A 20,908-nucleotide genomic window follows, 5' to 3' on the forward strand; every position below is an offset into this window, starting at 1 on the left:
ATGAAAGATATTCATGACTATAGTTTGAAGCAGCACAATACCTTTGGTATTGAAGCCCGTTGTGACCGCTTCTTGGAATATTCGACTGCCGATGAAGCAAAAGCTGTGGCCGACATTCTTCGTCAGTCAGCCCAACCTTTTCTGATTATTGGAGGTGGAAGTAATCTCCTGTTGACACAGGATTTCAAAGGCATTGTCGTGCGCTCAGCCATCAAAGGCATAACACCACAGAAGGACACCCTACGCTGTGGAAGCGGCGAGGTATGGGATGATGTAGTAGATTATAGTGTGAAGCATGGATATTACGGCATGGAGAATCTCTCGTGGATTCCGGGTGATGTGGGTGCCAGCGCGGTACAGAACATCGGTGCCTATGGTGTTGAGGTGAAAGACTTTATAGAGACCATTGAAGCCATCGAAATCGCTTCGGGAGCGTTACAGCTCATAGATGCCGCTGCTTGTCGGTACGCATATCGTCAGAGTCGGTTTAAAGGAGAATGGAAGAATCAATATCTGATCACCCATGTGACCTATCGTACCCAAAGAGATTTTCAACCTAAACTCGATTATGGTAACATTCGCAGCGAACTTGAAAGGCGAAACATGACTCATCCCACAGCAAGTCAATTGAGAGAGGTCATCATCGGCATACGACAAGAGAAACTGCCTGATCCTGCTGTTATGGGAAATGCAGGAAGTTTCTTCATGAATCCCATTGTGGAACGATCACAATATGAGGCATTGGCATCACAATATGAGAATATGCCACACTATACCATCGATGCAAATCACGAGAAGATTCCTGCAGGATGGATGATAGACCAATGTGGATGGAAGGGACGTACCGTAGGACATGCAGGCGTTCACGATCGTCAGGCCTTAGTGTTGGTGAATCGTGGTAATGCTACCGGTCAGGAGATTGTTGATCTTTGCCGGATGATCCAGCGCGATGTGAAAGAAAAATTCGGAATAACCATCAAACCAGAAGTGAATATTATATGAAAATAACCTTCCTCGGTACTGGAACATCGTGTGGCGTTCCTACCATTGGATGCCAATGTCCTACCTGTAGCAGTCAAGATCCACATGATAAAAGGTTGAGATGTTCGGCGCTGTTAGAGGAGGGAGACACACGCTTGCTTATCGACTGTGGGCCAGACTTCCGTCAACAGATTATGCCCTTGCCATTCAGTCGGATAGATGGAATCCTTATCACCCATGCCCACTATGACCATGTAGGAGGACTTGATGATGTCAGGCCTTTCTGTCAGTTTGGAGAGGTGAACGTCTATGCGGACCCTATTGCACGTCAATCGTTATTGAAGATGCTTCCATATTGTTTTGTAGAACATCGCTATCCCAATACTCCTGTCATCAGACTTCATGAGATTCATCCTCATGAGGTGTTTAACATCAACGGTATTGATATCATGCCGATACAGGTGATGCATCACGACTTGCCCATTTTAGGTTATCGGATTGGTGGATTGACATATATTACAGATATGAAAACCATTGCAGATAGTGAATTGGAATATCTGAAAGGAACAGAAGTGCTGGTGGTTAACGCGCTTCGCCGTACTCCGCATCATTCACACCAGACGCTTGATGAAGCGGTGGCATTTGCGAAAAAGATAGGAGCACGTCAAACATGGCTTACTCATGCGGCACATAGCATAGGTAAACATGATGAGGTCAATAATATCTTGCCTCCTCATATTCGCATGGCATACGATGGACTTGTGGTCAACATATAATGAGTCGCAGGAGGTTCTCTGCCTTGAGAATCTCTTTTTGTCTTATACCGTAATCATAACTCTCTTTTTATAATCATACACAGAAAATTTATAAGGAATACTAAAACTTTCTGGAAAAAGAAAGAGAGTCACACGAGGTGTGGCTCTCCTTTGGAGTATGATGTATTGTTTGGAACTTACATGGCAAAAGCATTAAAACCTCCGTCAACAACAGCTACGGTACCGGTGACGAATTTTGCAGCTTCTGACATCAGATAGTGGATTGTGCCACAGAGTTCTTCAGGATCACCCATGCGGCCGAAGGGAGTCTGACGAATCACATCCTGACCACGCTGTGTGAAGGTACCATCGGGATTGGTCAACAAAGCACGGTTCTGTTCGGTAATGAAGAAACCGGGAGCAATGGCGTTGACGCGAATTCCTTCGCCAAACTTCTTGGCACATTCTGTTGCCATATATGCTGTGAAATTGCTGATACCAGCCTTGGCAGCAGCATAACCACATACGCGAGTCATGGGACGGAAAGCAGCCATCGAAGAGAAGTTGATGATGCTACCTTTTCCCTGAGCTACCATGGGACGAAGAAATACTTGGGTGGGGATGACCGTTCCTGTGAGGTTCAGATTGAGAACAGTCTGGAACTGTGAGGCATCGAGGTCGAAGAAGGTTTTATCGGGAGCGATGGTAGCGCCCGGCATATTACCTCCCGCAGCATTGAGGAGAGTGTCGATACGTCCGTATTTACGCATGATGTCGTCGCAGTTTTGCTGAACGACCTCTTGGTTCATGACGTCAGTTTTCATAAACTCACACACGCCACCTGCTTCGCAGATGTCAGAAGCAATTTTCTGTCCTACCTCTTCCTTACGGCCGAGGATGATGACTTTGGCTCCTTCAAGGGCCAGATACTTAGCGATGGCACGTCCAAGAACGCCTGTTCCACCTGTGATGACAACAACGTTGTCTTTAATGTTGAAAAGGTTGTTATTCATAAAATCCGGGTTGTTTGTATTCTATTCCTAATTCACGGTCAACGGTGGCGAGAATGCCTTGTACTTGTCCCATGGCAAACATACGTCCGAGGAACGAGTAGCCTGCATTATAACCTTTAGTCTCGTCGCCAAGCATTGTCATGCCGTGATCCACACGCATGGGCAACGCAGGATTCTCTTGTTCGAAAATACGTGCCAATTCGATGATATCGGCACGTCCTCCAAGGTGTGAGGCTTCTGTAAAGTCGCCATTGGGGAAGATATGACAAGAGCGGAGGTGTACGAAATGGGTGCGTGGTGCAAATTTACGTGCCATCTCCACCACATTGTTATAAGCGCCAGCAGAGAGACTCCCAGCGCAGAAGGTCAGTCCGTTGTGCTTGTTAGGAACAGCATCAAGGAACCATTGGATATCTTCTTGGGTGCGTACGATGCGTGGGAGGCCGAGAATCTCGATGGGGGGATCGTCGGGATGCACACACATGTTCATATCACACTCTTCGCAGGTAGGCATGATAGCGTTGAGGAAGTATTTCATGTTTTCCCTCAGTTGATTCTTGTCAATACCATCATAGTTTGCGAGCAACTGGTGGAAGAGTTCGAGGGGGTGTTCGTCGCCCTCTTTGAAGTTGCCACTTACAAAACCTTGCGTTTTGATAACGATGTTTTCTACCAGTTGATGGTCTTTCTCTGGAGTCATGGTTTTGGCGAGCGCATCAGCCTCTTCCAGTACGTTACGTCCTTCACCTACGCCAGCTGGGAATTGGAAGCGTGCCCATTCTTCGCGTGCGCCTTGTCTTTTGAGTATATAAATATCGAAATAGGCAAATTCTGCATAAGAGAAGAATAGGTTTGACGAACCGTTAGGATTCGCGTGAAGCAAGTCTGTACGAGCCCAGTCGAGTACGGGCATGAAGTTGTAACAGATGGTATGGATGCCTTCAGCCGATAGGTTGCGGAGCGATTCCTTATAGATTTCTATCTGTTGGTCACGGTCAGGACCTCCGTATTTGATAGTCTCTACCACGGGTAATGATTCCACGACGCTCCATCGCATGCCGTAGCTTTCGATATATTCGCGGAGATCTTTGATTTTTTCTCTGGTCCAAACTTCACCAAGAGGTACGTCGTGAAGAGCAGTTACGATGCCTTCCACACCGATTTGTTTTAGCATGGCAAGCGTTATCTTATCGTTTTTGCCAAACCATCTCCATGTTCTTTCCATAGTTGTTGATCTGTTTTTGTTATTGTTATTGTTAGTTTTTGGGTAATGTTAGTCTTTCAGTTGTGCTTGAACAGCAGCCAAAGCCCGAGGCCAGTCGGTATCGAGTGAGAATCGTGTGATGCTGCTGGCATTGTTTAGATAGCTGTGTGCAGGTTCTTCTTCCTTGTCGTTGAAGAGCGGGTTTGACACGGAGGCATCGATAAAAATCTTGGTGATCTTCACTTGTGCAGCATCGGGCATATTATTCATTTTTACCAGTTGCATGATATATGCTGTAATGAAATTGTTCAGTCCTAATGCCTGTTCGTCAAGATAGAGTACTGGTGCGTCTGGCATCTGTTCCTGCATGCTTATAGCAAGATAATTGAGCGCATCGAGTTTAAACTGATTGATCTGTTTCATGATTGGCAAAGTCTGTTCGTTGCTCACAGCATCGAAGGCTTTGTGTTTAATCTCGTTGAAGATTTCCTGTGCTTGCGCATTAGCACAGAAAGCCATCATTAGTACAATAAATAACTTCTTCATATATAATATGTTATTGTTGTTTGATTAAGTAAATCTTGTTAGTGATATTGTTGGGTAGTTCCTCTTCGTAGTGGGTCACCATGACCATTGTCTTGTGTGGACGTTGGCAGAAGGTTTCTATCACATCTTTCACCAAACGGCGATTGTAGAGGTCGAGCCCGTGGAGTGGTTCATCAAGGATAATGAGTTGTGGGTCTTTAACGAAGACACGAGCCAAGAGTACGAGTCGTTGTTCACCACTTGACAGTTTGAGAAAGGGTCTGTCGTAGAGTCCTTCGAGTCCGAAGATATCCATCCACCATCTGCATATTTCGTATTCTTCGGGATTGGGTTTGACGTAGAGTCCTACAGAATCTTTCAGTCCGCTTGCTACGATGCGAACGGCAGGAAGGTCTTTTTGATAAGCTCTATGCATTTCAGGAGATACATATCCAATATGTCGTTTGATGTCCCAGATGCTCTCTCCCGATCCGCGTTGTCTGTCGAAAAGTGTTATGTCGCAAGCATAGCTTTGAGGGTTGTCGGCGCATACCAGAGAGAGAAGAGTGGATTTTCCGCTTCCGTTCTGTCCGCTGAGCGCCCAACGCTCTCCATCGCATACCGTCCAATCGAGTTCTTTCAAGATGGTTCGTTCTCCATAGCGTATGCCCACCTGATGCATGGCAATAACCTGATGTGCTGTATAGTCATTGGCTTTGTTGGGCAATTGGATGATAGCTTCGCGTTTCTCTTCGGAGAGGACGTGTGAAGGTATAGTTGGTTGTCTGTTGTTGTATTCTTCTAATGTGCATTTGGGTTGTACCACTCCTTGTTTGACCTCCACGACATGCGTGATGAAGTCTGGAATGTCATCAGTTTTGGAGAGCACAAGGATGATCTGTAGCGCGCGCTCATGAGCCAGGGTGCTCAGCAATACTTTGAGTTGGTCGCGTGTTGTGGCATCAAGTCCAATAAACGGATTATCCATGATTAGTACGCGAGGATCTGCAAGGAGCGTCTTAGTGAGCTGGAATTTGCGTAGTTCACCACTCGACAGACTGATGATATATTTATCAGTTAGCTGTTGGATATGGAAGAGTTCGTATAGATGTTGTTGTAAACCTCGATGTTCTGGTGTATCTTCGCCTGCCATTTGGTATGCCTCTTCCAAGAGGTCACCCACACGTGGAGTCTCAGGGTCTATATCGTGTTGATTCCATCGTTGTTGGAGATAATATGCTCCGTCAGACGTACCGTATGAATCGCGAAATGTGATGTATCGTATGTTGTCTGAAACCAGCGGTTTTGTACTTGGTGAGAAATCGTATTTAGGAGGCTGCAACCGTAAAGGATGTCTGCCGGTAATGATATCTACGAGCATGGATTTTCCACTGCCGTTGCGTCCTACAATGGCGATATGTTCGCCGTCGAGAGATTGGAAATCGACGGGTTGAGCCATTCGCCATTCTTCCATACGGGTGACACCCTGTTGTATATCAATTATTTTTTGCATATTCTATTCTGATTTTTATTGGCGAAGTCTTTCCAGCTACGATAGTTGGCCTGTGATTCTGGTCTTCCCATTTGCAGAAAATGGCAATAGGCTGCGGCCAGCGCATCTGTTGCATCCCGGAATTTTGTTAAAGTGTCTGCATCAAATTTCAACATTCGTTGTAGCATTCCTGCTACCTGTTCTTTGGATGCCGAACCGATACCTGTTATTGCCATTTTGATTTTCATCGGAGCATATTCATGAATAGGAACTCCATGATGGATGGCTGCAGCGATGGCTGTACCTTGTGCACGTCCGAGCTTCAGCATGGTCTGTGCGTTCTTTCCGAAGAAAGGTGCTTCAATAGCCAATTCGTCGGGCAGATAGGCATCGATGATTCCCGTGACTCGCTCGAAGATGTGTCCGAGTTTAAGGTAGCCATCTGGAAATTTTCGCATATCGATAACTCCCATCGTCACCATTTCGGCGTGATGGTCCACCACTTTCAGCACACCATATCCCATGATATTCGTGCCAGGGTCGATACCTAATATGATTTTTTCCATTTATTTTGTTTTGCAAAGTTAGTCAATTCGTTTGAATTATTTCCCTTTTCTGATGACAAAATATCCAATATGTTGTTGGTTGTCGTGTTGTCGTGGCGAAACAACCTCGTATACGCCATCTGGCAGAAACCCTACGGGGATTGCTGTGTCAGCGGGATGGGTGGCAAGTGTTTGTCCTTGCATAGAACAAATGGCAATTGTGGTAATCTCCCCAGTCAGCAGTTCGGTAGGAACGTGAAGAGTTGTACCATCGCAGTCGAGTAGGGAAGTCTTAGCCTCTTGTTGAGCAGTCGTTCGGTTAGGTTGAGCAGGCTGGCTCTCCTGTCCGTAGCGATCTACTGCTGATACTGCGAAGTGAAGTGGTGCTTCTGTTTTCTGTCGTTTGATTTCTATTGTCGTATCTTGCCAACGGATGGCGACGATGTTGTTGGCATCATTTGTGTTGACAGGATAGTGAGTAGAAGCATAGACGGTATAGACGATGTATTCGTTGGGATGCTGTGAGGTAACAGGAGCCCAAGACAACCGGTAGCCCGATGGAGACGGAGTTGCCGAGAAGTGCTGTGGAGCCGCAGGCGCAGGTGTTGATGTCTTGAGGGCAGGGGTGAGCGCCAATGTGGCATCGAAACGACAAACGAAGTCGTATATGCCCTTCACATTGTCTGTGAGGAATTTTGTACGGAAGTAAGCATGTCCCAATCCCATTTGTCGTGCCACATTCATTTGTCTTTCAACAGCCGACAGCGACCAGTTGCGCTCTTTGGGTGAGAGCATATAAATGCCCAGTCCTGCTGCTGTTTGTCCATCATAACGGTTGTCGCTCCAATCGCTGGCAAAAGGATAAAAGTGTTTGCCGTCGAAATACATCATCGGATAGAGTTGATCCATTATTCCGTCACGTAACCATTGCTGTGCATCTTGACAAACGCGTGTGTATGCATTCCACCCATAGCTTTCTTGTCGGTCGAGGTCTTTGTATTTTCCGATAGGAGAACAGCTCATTTTTACCCAAGGTTTGATGGATTTCACCCTTTGGCTAATTGCCTGTGCGATGCGAGTAATATACGTACGTCCCGTCTGCCTGTTGATATTAATTTTCCATGTTTCTGGGTAGCGGATGTAGTCGAGATGGATTCCGTCCACATCGTAACGCTTGGTAATGTCGCCACAAAGGTCTGCCAGATAGTCTGCAGTACCAGCCGCTTCAGGATTCATATATGCCTCGTCTCCTATACGTTTGACGAGGCGTGGGTTGCGTAGCATTAGGTTGCGAGCTCCAGCTCCATTCCATTTACCTATCGGAATGGTAACCACCCAAGCGTGCAGTTCCATACCTCTGCGATGACATTCATCGATGGCAAACTGCAGGGGATCGTAGCCGGGATTTTGACCGGGATTGCCCGATGTGCATCCGTCCCATGGCTCTTGTGTAGAGGGGTAAATGACAGTACCGCGGATACGCGTCTGAAAGAGCACGGTATTGACGTGAGCCTCTTTCAGAAGGTCGAGGGTGCGACATAGTTCTTCTTGTTGCCGACGTATAGATTTAGGTGACTGCGCATAGTTATGCGGCCAGTCTAATCCACCTACTGTGGTGAGCCATGCTGCCCTTAATTCATGCTTCGGCTGTGCTTTACAGGAGAGCGCAAAGAGTGCGATGAGGATATATAAAAAGGTTGTCCGTTTCAATTTATTAGAGTTTTTGTGTACAAAGGTACAAAAAAGTTGGTAGAACGGCGTTCAAACTATAAAGTTTTTATTATCTTTGCACGAAGTTTATAAATAACAACTAAAAAATGGTATCTTTTATATTGAGTCTTGTGGCTCTGATTTTGGGATATCTTCTCTATGGACGCTTTGTGGAGAAGGTATTCGGTCCAGACGACCGTGTGACGCCAGCTATTGCTAAGGCTGACGGTGTTGACTACCTTGTACTTTCTGGATGGAAGATTTTCATGATTCAATTTTTGAACATTGCCGGTACTGGTCCTATTTTCGGCGCTATTCTGGGCGCGAAGTTTGGTCCTGTGGCTTATCTGTGGATTGTGCTCGGCTGTATTTTTGCCGGAGCTACGCACGATTATCTCAGTGGTATGCTTTCCATGCGTAATGACGGAGCCAGTCTGCCTGAACTTATCGGCAAGTATCTGGGCCGCAATGCCAAGATGGTGATGTTGGCCTTCACCGTACTGCTGCTTATCATGGTCGGTACGGTATTTGTATATTCCCCAGCCGAGATCCTTCATTCGATATGGGGTTCGAGTCTGTTTTGGATTATAGTCATTTTTGCTTATTATGTAATTGCAACCATGTTGCCAATCGATAAGATCATAGGAAAGATCTATCCTCTTTTCGCTTTTTCGTTGCTTTTTATGGCAGGCGCTCTTATGGTGATGCTCTTTGTGAAGATGCCTCAGCTTCCAGAGCTATGGACTCATTTTTATAATATGGGTGCAGAAGCCGAACCGGAGAAATGGACAGATCAGATATTTCCTTGTCTCTTTATCACTATTGCCTGTGGTGCCATTAGCGGTTTCCACGCTACTCAAAGTCCATTGATGGCTCGTTGTGTGAAAAGTGAGCACATGGGACGCCCCATCTTCTATGGTGCCATGATTACCGAAGGAGTTGTTGCCTTGATTTGGGCTACCGTATCATCTTGGTTCTTCTATGGCAGTCCGGCTCCTGGATACGAACTGATTGCTGCTGTGAATACAGGATTTTCGACATCAGCCCCTGCGGTCGTAAATATCGTTTGTAACGACTGGTTGGGTGTGGCAGGTGCTATTCTTGCCTTGTTGGGTGTCGTAGCTGCCCCTATTACCAGTGGTGATACTGCATTCCGTTCTGCCCGTCTGATCATTGGTGAATGGCTTCATATCGACCAACGTCCAATCATCAAGCGTCTTGCCATTTGTCTGCCCTTGTTTATATCCTCCATCGCCATGTTGGTTTGGCAGATAGAAAATCCTGATGGCTTCAATATCATTTGGCAGTATTTTGGATGGGCAAACCAGACGCTTAGTGTATTTACCCTTTGGACATTAACGGTGTATCTTGTACGCCAGAAGAAACCCTATATCATCACGCTCATACCTGCGTTGTTGATGACAACGGTGTGTACCACATTCCTCTTTGTCTCCAAACAAGCATTCCACCTGCCTGAAAACATCGGATATCTGTTAGGCATCCTCTGTCTGGTTGTAGCTCTTGTGTGGTTTATTGTCTGGTACAGAAAAGAAAAAAGCAAATTAGTATAAACTCTTAAATACAAAAACATTATGTTAAGTGTAGAACAACTCGTGGATCAACTTATTGATCTCTCCTTTGCCGAAGATATTGGCGATGGTGACCACACCACTTTGTGTTGTATTCCTGCTGACGCCATGGGAAAATCGCATCTACTCATTAAGGAAGATGGTATTCTTGCTGGTGTAGAAGTTGCCAAAGAAGTGTTCCGTCGCTTCGACCCAGAAATGCAGGTAGAAGTGCTGATGGGTGACGGATCGAAAGTGAAGAAAGGCGACATTGCCATGGTAGTAACAGGTAAGGTGCGCTCTTTGCTTCAGACAGAGCGTCTGATGCTTAATATCATGCAGCGCATGAGTGGTATTGCCACCATGACCAATCGTTATGTAGAACGCTTGCAAGGTACAGGAACACGCGTGCTCGATACCCGTAAGACCACACCAGGTATGCGCATGTTGGAGAAACAGGCCGTGAAGATTGGCGGTGGTGTGAACCATCGTATTGGCTTGTTTGACATGATTCTGTTGAAAGACAATCATATAGATTTCGCAGGAGGCATTGTTAATGCTATTGACCGCTGCCACAAGTATCTTGAAGAAAAAGGACTCCATCTAAAAATAGAAATTGAGGTACGCTCGTTTGATGAATTGCAGCAGGTTCTCGATCATGGCGGCGTAGATCGCATCATGCTCGATAATTTCTCTGTTGCTGACACCAAGAAGGCGGTTGACATTATCGCACATCGTTATGAAACAGAGTCTAGTGGTGGTATTACCTTTGATACCATTCGCGACTACGCCGAACAAGGTGTTGATTTCATCTCGGTTGGCGCTCTGACCCATTCTGTCAAGGGATTGGATATGAGTTTCAAGGCTTGTTAGATATTGATGTATAACTATGAAATTTCACGATTATGTTACAATGTAAACGAATGATTCTTTCGGCGAGCATGCTGATGGCAACCATGATGGCCACCGAAGTGGAAGCTTGCACCAATTTTATTGTCGGCAAGAAAGCCAGTGTTGACGGATCGGTCATCTGTAGTTATAGTGCAGATTCCTTTGGCTCTTACATGCCACTTTATCATTATGCAGCAGGTAAACATGCTAAGGGTACCAAGCGTAAGGTTTATGAATGGGATACCAATAAATATCTTGGCGAGATTGATGAAGCAGAAGAAACCTATAATGTAGTTGGAAATACCAACGAATGGCAAGTTACTATTGGTGAGACTACGTATGGCGGTCGTGAGGAAATGGTTGATTCTACAGGTATCATCGACTATGGTTCACTCATTTATATCGCCCTGCAACGTTCACGCTCAGCTCGTGAGGCCATCCGCGTAATGACCTCTCTTGTAGAACAATATGGTTATTGTTCAGAAGGTGAGACATTCACCATCTGTGATGCTGACGAAGCATGGATTATGGAGATGCAGGGATGCGGTCCTGATCGAAAGGTATCCAAAGAGCGTACCGTATGGGTTGCTTTGCGTATTCCCGATGATGCTATCTGTGCACACGCCAACCAGAGCCGTATCGGACGTTTTAATATGAAGGATAAAAAAAACGTTCTCTATTCAAAGAATGTGGTGAAGTATGCCCGTAAGATGGGATGGTACACTGGTAAGGATGAAGATTTCGCATGGAAATGGACTTATGCAGCGCCCGATTTCTCTGGTCGCCGTATTTGTGATGCTCGTGCATGGAGTTTCTTCAATCACCACAAGAAGGGAATGGAACGCTATCTGCCATGGGTACTCGGTAAGGACAAAGATGCCGAGGATATGCCTTTGTGGTTAGTACCTGACAAGAAACTGAGTGTTGCCGATGTCATCAACGACATGCGTGATCACTATGAAGGCACCCCGTTGGCTATTGATTCTACCGACATCGGAGGAGGAATCTGGCAGATGCCTTATCGCCCGACACCTCTTTATTATAAGGTTGATGGTAAAACTTACTTCAACGAGCGCCCAATCTCAACCCAGCAGGCATCCTTCGTATTTGTTTCGCAGATGCGTTCTTGGTTACCTCGTGAGGTTGGAGGATGTTTCTGGTTTGGCAACGATGATGGCAATATGGTGGCATTCGTGCCTATCTATTGTTCGATGACCCAGCGTCCGGAATGCTTCAATGCACCAGGAGCTGATGCCATCACTTTCAGCGACCGTAGTGCTTTCTGGGTGTGCAACTGGGTGAGCAATATGGTTTATCCCCGTTATTCAGCTCTCTTCCCCGACTTGAAACAGGTGAGAGACTCTTTGCAGCAGTCTTATTTCGACCAACAGGCAGAAATAGAGGCGAAGGCACAGACGATGGAACCTGCACAGATGCAGAAGTTCCTCAATGACTATAGTGTCAATAAAGCACAGCAGATGCTTGCTCGTTGGAAGCAGTTGGCTACCTATCTTATCGTTCGCCATAACGACATGGCAGTCAAACCTGTAGATGCTCAGGGACGATTCTTGCGTAGCGAGTATGGTTTTGGTAAAACTGTTGAACGTCCTGGTTATCCTCAGCCGTTTGCTCGTCGCCTTGTCAAAGAAGCTGGCGATCGATATAGTAAACCTGAATAAAAAAGCTACAATAAGCCTAAATCCGGTCATAAGGATTTGGGAGAGATTAAATAATCAGCACACTGGTTTCCCCGACCGGTGTGCTTTTTTTTATTTGCTTGTCCAGGAATGCGAATATTTTAAGGTTCTGTATAAAGAAAAAAGATAAAAAACTTGGTAGTGAGTCAATTAGTTTGTATATTTGCATATTGGTTAACCACGACCATATCATATTACTAACACCTAACCAGATCATATATGACCAAAATCGTAACTGTTTCAACCTCTGTGCTTGTCAAGAGTGTTTTGACGATATTTGTGTTGGCAATAGCATTGTTAGCCCAAGCAAAAAGTCAATATGACGGCTTCAAGACCGCCCACCTTCAACAGTTGTATAAGAATGCAGAAGCAGCCATTTATAATGATAATGCCATGCAACTTTCACAAATGCTGATGAGAGAAGGAAAGAAGCAGAACGATACGCTTGCCATTACTGAAGCCTATACGCAGCAAGTGTATATTTATGCGCTGAAATATAAAAATCCTAATAAGGCGCGTGAAATCCTTTACGAACTGAAACAGCACTATCCTAAGCGTATGAATGCCATTTTCAACTGCTTTCGCTTTGTGATGTATGGTTATCAGAACAACGGACTATTCCATACTGCAATGGTCATAGCACGCGAAATGACAAATATTTCCCAAGAACCTCGCTGTGTGATAGAAGGCAAAAGTGCTATCTATGAACACTATAATGATACCAATAATGAGCAAATGGCATTGAATACTATGCAGGAACTCTGTCAATATATTGACCGCACCTTCCCAGGTGAAAAGATCAAAAAAGCCTATATGGCAGCGACCATATTCTCTGAAATGGCATTAGCGGCTTGCAGCAATGGTAAGAATGCTTTGGCGTTGAAGTATCTGAAGCGTACTAAGGAACTCTACGATAAGTATAAAGATGACTATGAAAAGCGCGACCATCCATCGCAACATTGCCTGTGGGCATTTCAATTGAATCGGTATTGGTATATTTATGGCACCTATTGTTTGCAACATGATACAAAGAACAGCAAACCGAAAGGTGACAACATAGAATTGTCAACCGTGCTAAAAACATTATTAGCAGACAAAAGCGATGATTCAAAGCGCTATTACTATAATCTTGTTATGGAACACGCTATGAACCAAGGCAAATGGCACCAGGCTTTACAAGCTTCCGATTCTATTGTCGCTATCAAGAAACGTATGGAAATAAATCCATATACCAGTTTGTATTTTAAGAATCGTGCAGAAATATTGGAACATCTGAGAGACTATAAAGGTGTCGTAGAATGTTATAAGAAACTGGTGGAAATCAACGATTCTAATCGTCTGGCGGAGGCACGTAGCAGTACGGAGGAATTCTCACAAATTCTTGGATTGCATGATCTTCAACGCCGCAACTCTGCTATTCAGGAAGAACTCGAACATAAGAAATTGCAAGAGGCATATTTCTTTATCTTTGTCTCTGTTGTCATATTGATCGTATTAGGATTGTGGCTCTTCTCGGTATTAAGGGCACGCAAAAAATTGCAGAGAGCTTATAATGATGTGTCGTGTGCACTTGAAATGAAAACCAATTTCATCCGTAATATCCAACATGAGATTCGTACGCCGCTCAACGCCATTGTGGGTTTCTCTCAGATTGTAGATATGAATTATGCAGATAATCCTGAGTGTAAGGAGATGACCAAACTCATCGTCGATAATGGCGTCTTATTGACTAAATTGATCGACAATATTATTGATGTGTCGGATGTTGAGAGCAGACAGTTGAAGGTAAGTACTTTCAATCCGGTAGCATTACTCCACGATACAGTACGTCAGATGGAACATCATACAGAATGTTCGTTTGAAATAACAACGCAAATAGAGCCAAATTCCGACCAGACATTCTGCAGTGATATGGATCTCATAGGCAAAGCGTTAGCACTCGTTATTGATAATGCTACAAAATTTGCAAAAGAAGGTCATGTGGTGTTGAACTGTGCCATAGATGGAGATCTCTTGCGTTATACGGTGACCGATAACGGTCCTGGTATTCCTGTCGATAAGCAAGAATGGGTTTTCGAACAGTTTACAAAGATTAATCCGTTTACTGTAGGTACGGGTATTGGACTTCCTCTGTGCCGTGCCATAGCCCGCCGCTTGGGAGGAAATGCAAAGATAGATGCCAGTTATACGCAAGGATGTCGCATCATTATAGAAGTGAAGCGTATGAAAGGATAGAGGAGTTGTATAGCAGAGCAACAAAAAAAATCGCTGTCCTCATCATGAGAACAGCGATTCCATTGTCTATATTAACCTTTTCACATCGGAGGCTGATTATTTCAGACCACGGTTGTTCATGGTCGCGTTCAGCAGCATTACATACTTTTTGTACTGCTCTTCATTAAGTACGGTGTGCATGTAAGCCAAGTCCTTGTTGATGGCTTTGTTCATCATAGTACCACGCTCTTCCTTGCTTGACTGTCCGGCAAAGTCCATTTCTGCACAGAATACCTTGTGGATGTCAGCAACGCTTGCCTTTTGGTCACCAGTCAAATCAAGTGCACGTGAGAGCATGTTCATGTTGATGTTCATGTTGTAAGCCTCAGCATTGTTTACGCTGTTAGTGTTCTCATTGTCTGCAAAAGCCATTGTCATGCTCAACATTGCAGCTACTGCAAAAATCATTCTTTTCATTTTAGTTACCCTTTCTTTTACCTTAAATTAATAATGTTATCCTTACTTGTCTTCAGGTCTTTTTCCTGTTTGACGATGCAAAGATAGAGAGTATTTTGATATCATACAAGTGGTTTTGTATGTTTGTGTGCGCAAACAGCTTGTTTCTTGATTTTAATCAAATAACAGCGAATATAGAACACATTTTATCAGATTTTCACGAAAGCGCATAGAATATTTGTTTTTCCATCAAATTATGCGTACCTTTGCATACAAATTGAAAATAGAGTTAGAAACATAATTGTAATACAAATAGATAAAGATATGAATAACGCAAACAATAAGTTTATAGCCCTCACTTACAAACTCTATGTGGATGGTGTTCATGGTAAAGAAATGGTAGAAGAAGCTAAGGCTGACAGACCATTCCATTTTATAAGTGGATTTGGATTTGCCCTCGATGCTTTTGAACAACAGGTGATTTCCTTGGAAAAGGGTGCGCAGTTCAGCTTCTCTCTTTCTAAAGACGAAGCTTATGGTGATTATGACGATCAACAGGTTGCATCGTTGGACCGTACCATATTCCATGTGAATGGCAAATTTGATAGCGAACATATATATGAGGATGCCATTGTTCCCTTGCAAAACGCAGAAGGGCAACGCTTCTACGGTCGTGTATTGGAAGTGGGCAACGATAAGGTGAAAATAGATATGAATCACCCTCTGGCTGGCGAGACCCTCTATTTTGAAGGGGAGATTCTGGAAAACAGAGATGCTACAGAAGATGAGGTTAAGAAACTGATTGCTCATCTCAGCGGAAAAGGTTGCGGTGGCGGTTGCCATCACGACGGTGAAGGATGTTGTGGCGGTGGATGTGGGAACCACGACGGAGAAGGGTGTTGCGGAGGACACGGCGATGGTGAATGCAGTTGCGGTGGCCATTGTCATGAAAACTAATCATTAAAACGATATAAGGTGAAAAATACGTTTGGACATCTTTTCACGCTTACCACATTCGGGGAAAGCCACGGTGAGGCAATTGGCGGTGTGGTAGATGGAATGCCTGCGGGCATTCTCATCAATCCTGATTTCATCCAACAGGAACTTGATCGCCGACGTCCGGGACAAAGCAAGATAACCACGGGACGGCAGGAAGCCGATCGTGTCGAACTGCTTAGCGGTGTCTTTGAAGGACGTTCGACAGGTTGTCCTATTGGTTTTATTGTACGTAACACCAACCAACATTCGTATGATTATGACAACATGCGTGATACATTCAGACCATCGCATGCTGATTATACCTATCAACAAAAATACGGACTGAGAGACCATCGCGGTGGTGGACGTTCGTCAGCTCGCATTACCATCAGTCGGGTTGTAGGAGGTGCATTGGCTAAACTTGCTTTACAACAGTTGGGTATTTCGGTCGAGGCGTTCACCTCTCAGGTAGGGGATATTGCCTTATTGCATGATTATACCCATTACGATCTATCGTTACGGGAGAATAATATCGTGCGTTGTCCAGATAGCGAGAAGGCTGCGGAAATGGTGCGCTTGATAGAAAGCGTCAAAGCTGATGGCGATACTATTGGTGGTATTATCACTTGTGTGGTAAAAGGGTGTCCTGCTGGATTGGGTGAGCCTGAATTTGGAAAATTACATGCTGCTCTTGGTAGTGCCATGTTGAGTATCAATGCTGCCAAAGGTTTTGAATATGGTGAAGGTTTCAGTTGCGTCAACTCACGTGGTTCTCAGCAGAATGACATCTTCGTCAATCGAGATCATCACATCACCACATTAACCAACCACAGTGGTGGAATTCAAGGTGGCATCAGCAATGGAGAAGATATCTATTTCCGTGTTGCCTTCAAACCAGTGGCTACCATTCTGCGCGAGCAACAGACTGTCAACATCGAAGGACAGGAAACAACGCTTTTAGCGCGTGGCAGACACGATCCTTGTGTATTGCCTCGTGCCGTACCTATTGTAGAAGCAATGACGGCAATGACCATCTTAGACTATTATCTGCAAAACAAGGCTACGACTTTGTAAATAAGGCATAAGAGTCAATTCGTCCAAACACAGATTGAATAGGAATAGCAAACAGGTGTCAGTTTCTGATGCCTGTTTTTTTTTCGACTATAGAAAGATGAAACTGGTACGGTTTCTATATTTACAAGAATGAGTATGTCATGACTTGACTGCGCATAAAAAAAGGCAAGGCCCATATAGAGCCTTGCCAATGATTATAGAGAGGAGAGGGGATTAGTCTTCCCAGTTCTCCTGAGTCTTGCGAACATAGGTCTTGTAACGCTGCTGAGCCATCTTCTGTGCCTCGGCAAACAGTTCTTCGGCCTCGTTAGGATAAGCCTTCTTGACAGAAAGGTAACGAACCTCACCTAGCAGGAAGTCGTGGAAGTTTGCCCAGTTAGGCTCCTTAGAGTCGAGTGAGAATGGGTTCTTGCCCTCGGCTGCCAACTCTGGGTTGAAGCGCCACAGGTGCCAGTAACCACATTCTACAGCCTTCTTCTCCTCAGCCTGGCTCTTACCCATACCGCCCTTGGCCTTCAGACCGTGGTTGATACATGGAGCGTAAGCAATGATGAGTGAAGGTCCGTGGTAAGCTTCTGCCTCGCGGATGGCTTTAAGGGTCTGAGCGTGGTCAGCACCCATAGCAATCTGAGCAACATAAACATATCCATAGGTAGTGGCAATCATACCGATATCCTTCTTCTTGATGCGCTTACCCTGTGCAGCAAACTGTGCGATAGCACCGAGAGGAGTAGCCTTTGAAGCCTGACCACCGGTGTTAGAGTAAACCTCGGTATCGAGAACGAGAATGTTCACATCCTCACCGCTGGCGATAACGTGGTCGAGACCGCCGTAACCGATATCGTAAGAAGCACCGTCACCACCGATGATCCACTGTGAACGTTTCACGAGATAGTGGTCGAGTGTCTGCAGTTCTTTGCAGATATCGCATCCAGCCTCTGCACCTGCCTTGATGCAAGCCTTGAGTTTTGGAGCAATCTCCTTGGTCTTTTCAGCGTCTTCCTTGTTGTCAATCCATTCCTGAGCAAGAGCCTTGTATTCGGCAGGTGCATTCTCGCTGGCGATGATTTCGCCGAGCAGGATGGCAATGCGCTCCTTCATCTTCTTGTTACCCATAGTCATACCAAGACCGAATTCGCAGAAGTCCTCAAACAATGAGTTGTTGAAGGCAGGACCCTGACCCTTTTCGTTGGTGGTGTATGGAGTAGAAGGAATTGATGCAGAGTAGATTGAAGAACAACCGGTAGCGTTGGCAATCATCTGACGGTCACCGAAGAGCTGAGACAGCAACTTCACGTATGGAGTCTCACCGCAACCAGCGCAAGCACCTGAGAATTCGAAGAGAGGCTGAGCAAACTGTGAGTTCTTCACGTTGCTCTTCACGTCAACGAGATCCTGCTTAGACTTCACGTCCTTCACAAGTTTCTCCCAGTTCTTAGCTTCCACCTTCATATCCGCAGCATCGGGGTTGAATGGAGCCATGGTGAGAGCCTTGCCGAGTTTTGGATTACCTGGGCAGATATCAGCACAGTTACCGCAGCCAAGACAGTCGAGTACAGATGCCTCGATACGGAAGTGCATGCCCTTCATAGCGGCAGGAGCCTTCATCTGGATAGTCTTGAAGTCGTCGCCGAATCCTGCAAGTTCCTCGTCGGTCAGAACGAATGGACGGATGGCAGCGTGAGGACAGATGTATGCACACTGGTTACACTGGATACAGTTGTCTGGATTCCAAACGGGAACGAAGGCTTCTACACCACGCTTCTCGTAAGCAGCAGTACCAACCTGCCATGAACCGTCAACGGTGTTGTGCTTCACAAAGTCGTTCACAGTCAGCAGATCGCCGGCCTGGGCGTTGATGGGGCGAACAAGCTCCTTAACGAATGCGGGAGCGTCGTCCTGCTTCTCGGCATCATCAGCCAAGTTAGCCCATTCGGGTTTAACCTCGAATTTCTTGAATTCACCACCACGGTCGATAGCAGCATAGTTTTTGTCAACAACGTCCTGACCCTTGGCACCGTAAGACTTCAAGGCAGCAGCCTTCATCTTTTCAACGGCAAATTCTACAGGGATAACCTTTGTGATACGGAAGAAGGCACTCTGTAGGATGGTGTTGGTGCGGTTACCCAGACCGATTTCCTGTGCAATCTTGGTAGCGTTGATGGTATAGACAGTAATGTTGTTCTGTGCGAAGTAGCGCTTAACCTTGTTAGGCATGAATTTCTCCAGTTCAGCATCATCAAAGATGGTGTTCAACAGGAATGTACCGTTCTTCTGCAGACCACGTGTTACATCGTACATGTGGAGGTAAGCCTGAACGTGGCAAGCTACGAAGTTAGGAGTAGTTACCAGATAGGTAGAACGGATAGGAGTATCACCGAAACGCAGGTGCGAGCAGGTGAAACCGCCAGACTTCTTAGAGTCGTATGAGAAGTAAGCCTGGCAATATTTGTCGGTGTTGTCACCGATAATCTTTACAGAGTTCTTGTTGGCACCGACAGTACCGTCAGCACCCAGACCGTAGAACTTAGCCTGGAACATGCCGTCGCCACCGAGTGCGATTTCCTCTACTGCAGGCAGAGAGGTGAAGGTCACGTCGTCAACGATACCCACGGTGAAGTGGTTCTTGGGCTCTGGCATGGCGAGGTTGTTGAATACAGAGATGATCTTGGCGGGAGTAACGTCTGATGAGCCGAGACCGTAGCGGCCACCTACGATGAGAGGACGGTTTTCCTGGTCGTAGAAAGCTGCCTTAACGTCGAGGTACAGAGGTTCGCCGTCGGCTCCTGGCTCCTTGGTGCGGTCGAGTACAGCGATGCGCTTTACGCTCTTGGGAACTGAAGCGAGCAAGTGCTTCACTGAGAAAGGACGATAGAGGTGTACGCTGATCATGCCGACTTTCTGTCCGTTGGCGTTCAGATAGTCGATAGCCTCGCGTGCAGCGTCTGTTGCAGAACCCATGAGGATAATCATTCTGTCTGCATCCTCAGCTCCATAGTATGAGAAGAGGTGGTATTCACGACCGGTAATCTTAGAAATCTCACCGAGATACTTCTCTACTACTTCAGGTACTGAATTATAGTAGCTGTTGCATGCTTCACGGTGTGTGAAGAATGTTTCGGGGTTCTCAGCGGTACCGCGAGTAATAGGGCGCTCAGGACTCATAGCACGGTCGCGGAAGCGCTTGATGTATTCCTCGTTGACGAGAGAACGGATATCTTCCTGATCCATCAACTCAATCTTATGATACTCGTGAGAGGTGCGGAAACCATCGAAGAAGTTAACGAAAGGAACGCAAGTCTCGAGCGTTGCGAGGTGGGCAACGGCAGTCATATCCATCACCTCTTGAACAGAACCTTCGCAGAGCATGGCGAAACCGGTCTGGCGGCAAGCCATGACGTCCTGGTGGTCACCGAAGATACACAGTGAATGTGAAGCCAGAGTACGTGCAGAAACGTCGAATACGCATGGGATAAGCTCACCGGCAATCTTGTACATGTTAGGAATCATCAGGAGCAGACCCTGTGATGCGGTGAATGTGGTGGTGAGAGCACCGGCCTGCAGTGAACCGTGAACGGCACCTGCGGCACCAGCCTCAGACTGCATTTCCTGTACTGCTACGTTTTGTCCCCAGAGGTTCTTACGACCACGAGCAGCCCATTCATCGACGTGCTCCGCCATTGGAGATGACGGGGTGATGGGGTAGATAGCAGCTACTTCCGAGAACATGTAGCTCACGTGAGCAGCAGCCTCATTACCATCACAAGTGATAAATTTCTTTTCTTTTGCCATTGTTTTAATAAAA

Annotated in this window: 16 protein-coding genes; 8 read left to right on the forward strand and 8 right to left on the reverse strand. The window is 45.8% G+C overall.

From position 1 onward, the window contains the following. Complete coding sequence (gene murB, locus CIK90_RS07800) at positions 1–1,002, forward strand: UDP-N-acetylmuramate dehydrogenase (protein ID WP_094446280.1); 1,002 nt, start codon at positions 1–3, stop codon at positions 1,000–1,002. After that, entirely contained in the window at positions 999–1,757 is a 759-nt protein-coding gene (locus CIK90_RS07805) for an MBL fold metallo-hydrolase (RefSeq protein WP_094464806.1), read from the forward strand. Before murB ends, CIK90_RS07805 begins: the two co-directional genes overlap by 4 nt. Before the next feature lie 176 nt (positions 1,758–1,933). Here CIK90_RS07805 and CIK90_RS07810 read toward each other — a convergent pair whose 3' ends face one another. From CIK90_RS07810 to CIK90_RS07835, 6 genes are read right to left on the reverse strand one after another with little or no spacing between them, the layout of a single operon-like run. After that, a complete protein-coding gene (locus CIK90_RS07810) occupies positions 1,934–2,749 on the reverse strand; it encodes an SDR family oxidoreductase (RefSeq protein ID WP_094390486.1) in 816 nt (271 codons plus the stop codon). Then, positions 2,742–3,974: a mannonate dehydratase gene (gene uxuA, locus CIK90_RS07815; RefSeq protein ID WP_094464808.1), complete on the reverse strand. Its 1,233-nt coding sequence runs from the start codon at positions 3,972–3,974 to the stop codon at positions 2,742–2,744. The genes CIK90_RS07810 and uxuA overlap by 8 nt, the downstream gene beginning before the upstream one ends. Before the next feature lie 48 nt (positions 3,975–4,022). Next, positions 4,023–4,499 (reverse strand): hypothetical protein, encoded by a 477-nt coding sequence (locus CIK90_RS07820; RefSeq protein WP_144007245.1) that lies wholly within the window; start codon positions 4,497–4,499, stop codon positions 4,023–4,025. A gap of 10 nt (positions 4,500–4,509) precedes the next feature. Continuing rightward, positions 4,510–5,991, reverse strand: a complete 1,482-nt coding sequence (locus tag CIK90_RS07825) for an ATP-binding cassette domain-containing protein (protein WP_094464810.1) — start codon at positions 5,989–5,991, stop codon at positions 4,510–4,512. Next, positions 5,979–6,536 (reverse strand): crossover junction endodeoxyribonuclease RuvC, encoded by a 558-nt coding sequence (gene ruvC / locus CIK90_RS07830; RefSeq protein WP_094464812.1) that lies wholly within the window; start codon positions 6,534–6,536, stop codon positions 5,979–5,981. Before ruvC ends, CIK90_RS07825 begins: the two co-directional genes overlap by 13 nt. Before the next feature lie 36 nt (positions 6,537–6,572). Next, a complete protein-coding gene (locus tag CIK90_RS07835) occupies positions 6,573–8,225 on the reverse strand; it encodes a glycoside hydrolase family 10 protein (protein ID WP_094464814.1) in 1,653 nt (550 codons plus the stop codon). Between the two features lie 107 nt (positions 8,226–8,332). On the opposite strand from CIK90_RS07835, the gene CIK90_RS07840 reads away from it, so the two are divergent. From CIK90_RS07840 to CIK90_RS07860, 4 genes are all read left to right on the forward strand, one after another. Next, positions 8,333–9,796 carry a carbon starvation protein A gene (locus CIK90_RS07840; protein ID WP_094464816.1) on the forward strand — a complete coding sequence of 488 codons (1,464 nt, stop codon included), beginning with the start codon at positions 8,333–8,335 and terminating at the stop codon, positions 9,794–9,796. A 21-nt stretch (positions 9,797–9,817) separates the two neighbouring features. Continuing rightward, positions 9,818–10,666, forward strand: coding sequence for a carboxylating nicotinate-nucleotide diphosphorylase (gene nadC, locus CIK90_RS07845; protein ID WP_094390479.1), 849 nt, complete (start codon positions 9,818–9,820; stop codon positions 10,664–10,666). Positions 10,667–10,698: 32 nt separating this feature from the next. Beyond that, positions 10,699–12,363 carry a dipeptidase gene (locus tag CIK90_RS07850; RefSeq protein ID WP_094464818.1) on the forward strand — a complete coding sequence of 555 codons (1,665 nt, stop codon included), beginning with the start codon at positions 10,699–10,701 and terminating at the stop codon, positions 12,361–12,363. A 237-nt stretch (positions 12,364–12,600) separates the two neighbouring features. Next, a complete protein-coding gene (locus CIK90_RS07860; protein ID WP_094464822.1) occupies positions 12,601–14,616 on the forward strand; it encodes a sensor histidine kinase KdpD in 2,016 nt (671 codons plus the stop codon). A gap of 96 nt (positions 14,617–14,712) precedes the next feature. Here CIK90_RS07860 and CIK90_RS07865 read toward each other — a convergent pair whose 3' ends face one another. Then, positions 14,713–15,072, reverse strand: coding sequence for a hypothetical protein (locus CIK90_RS07865; RefSeq protein WP_094464824.1), 360 nt, complete (start codon positions 15,070–15,072; stop codon positions 14,713–14,715). Positions 15,073–15,375: 303 nt separating this feature from the next. On the opposite strand from CIK90_RS07865, the gene CIK90_RS07870 reads away from it, so the two are divergent. Together CIK90_RS07870 and aroC are read left to right on the forward strand one after the other, a co-directional pair. Further along, positions 15,376–16,008 (forward strand): peptidylprolyl isomerase, encoded by a 633-nt coding sequence (locus CIK90_RS07870; protein ID WP_094464826.1) that lies wholly within the window; start codon positions 15,376–15,378, stop codon positions 16,006–16,008. A gap of 18 nt (positions 16,009–16,026) precedes the next feature. Further along, positions 16,027–17,103 (forward strand): chorismate synthase, encoded by a 1,077-nt coding sequence (aroC, locus tag CIK90_RS07875; RefSeq protein WP_094390474.1) that lies wholly within the window; start codon positions 16,027–16,029, stop codon positions 17,101–17,103. A gap of 213 nt (positions 17,104–17,316) precedes the next feature. On the opposite strand, the gene nifJ is transcribed toward aroC, so the two are convergent. Further along, positions 17,317–20,895: a pyruvate:ferredoxin (flavodoxin) oxidoreductase gene (nifJ, locus tag CIK90_RS07880; RefSeq protein ID WP_094464828.1), complete on the reverse strand. Its 3,579-nt coding sequence runs from the start codon at positions 20,893–20,895 to the stop codon at positions 17,317–17,319. Positions 20,896–20,908 lie beyond the last annotated feature (13 nt).

It is taken from the genome of Prevotella sp. P5-126 (genome assembly GCF_002251185.1).
Taxonomy (GTDB): domain Bacteria; phylum Bacteroidota; class Bacteroidia; order Bacteroidales; family Bacteroidaceae; genus Prevotella.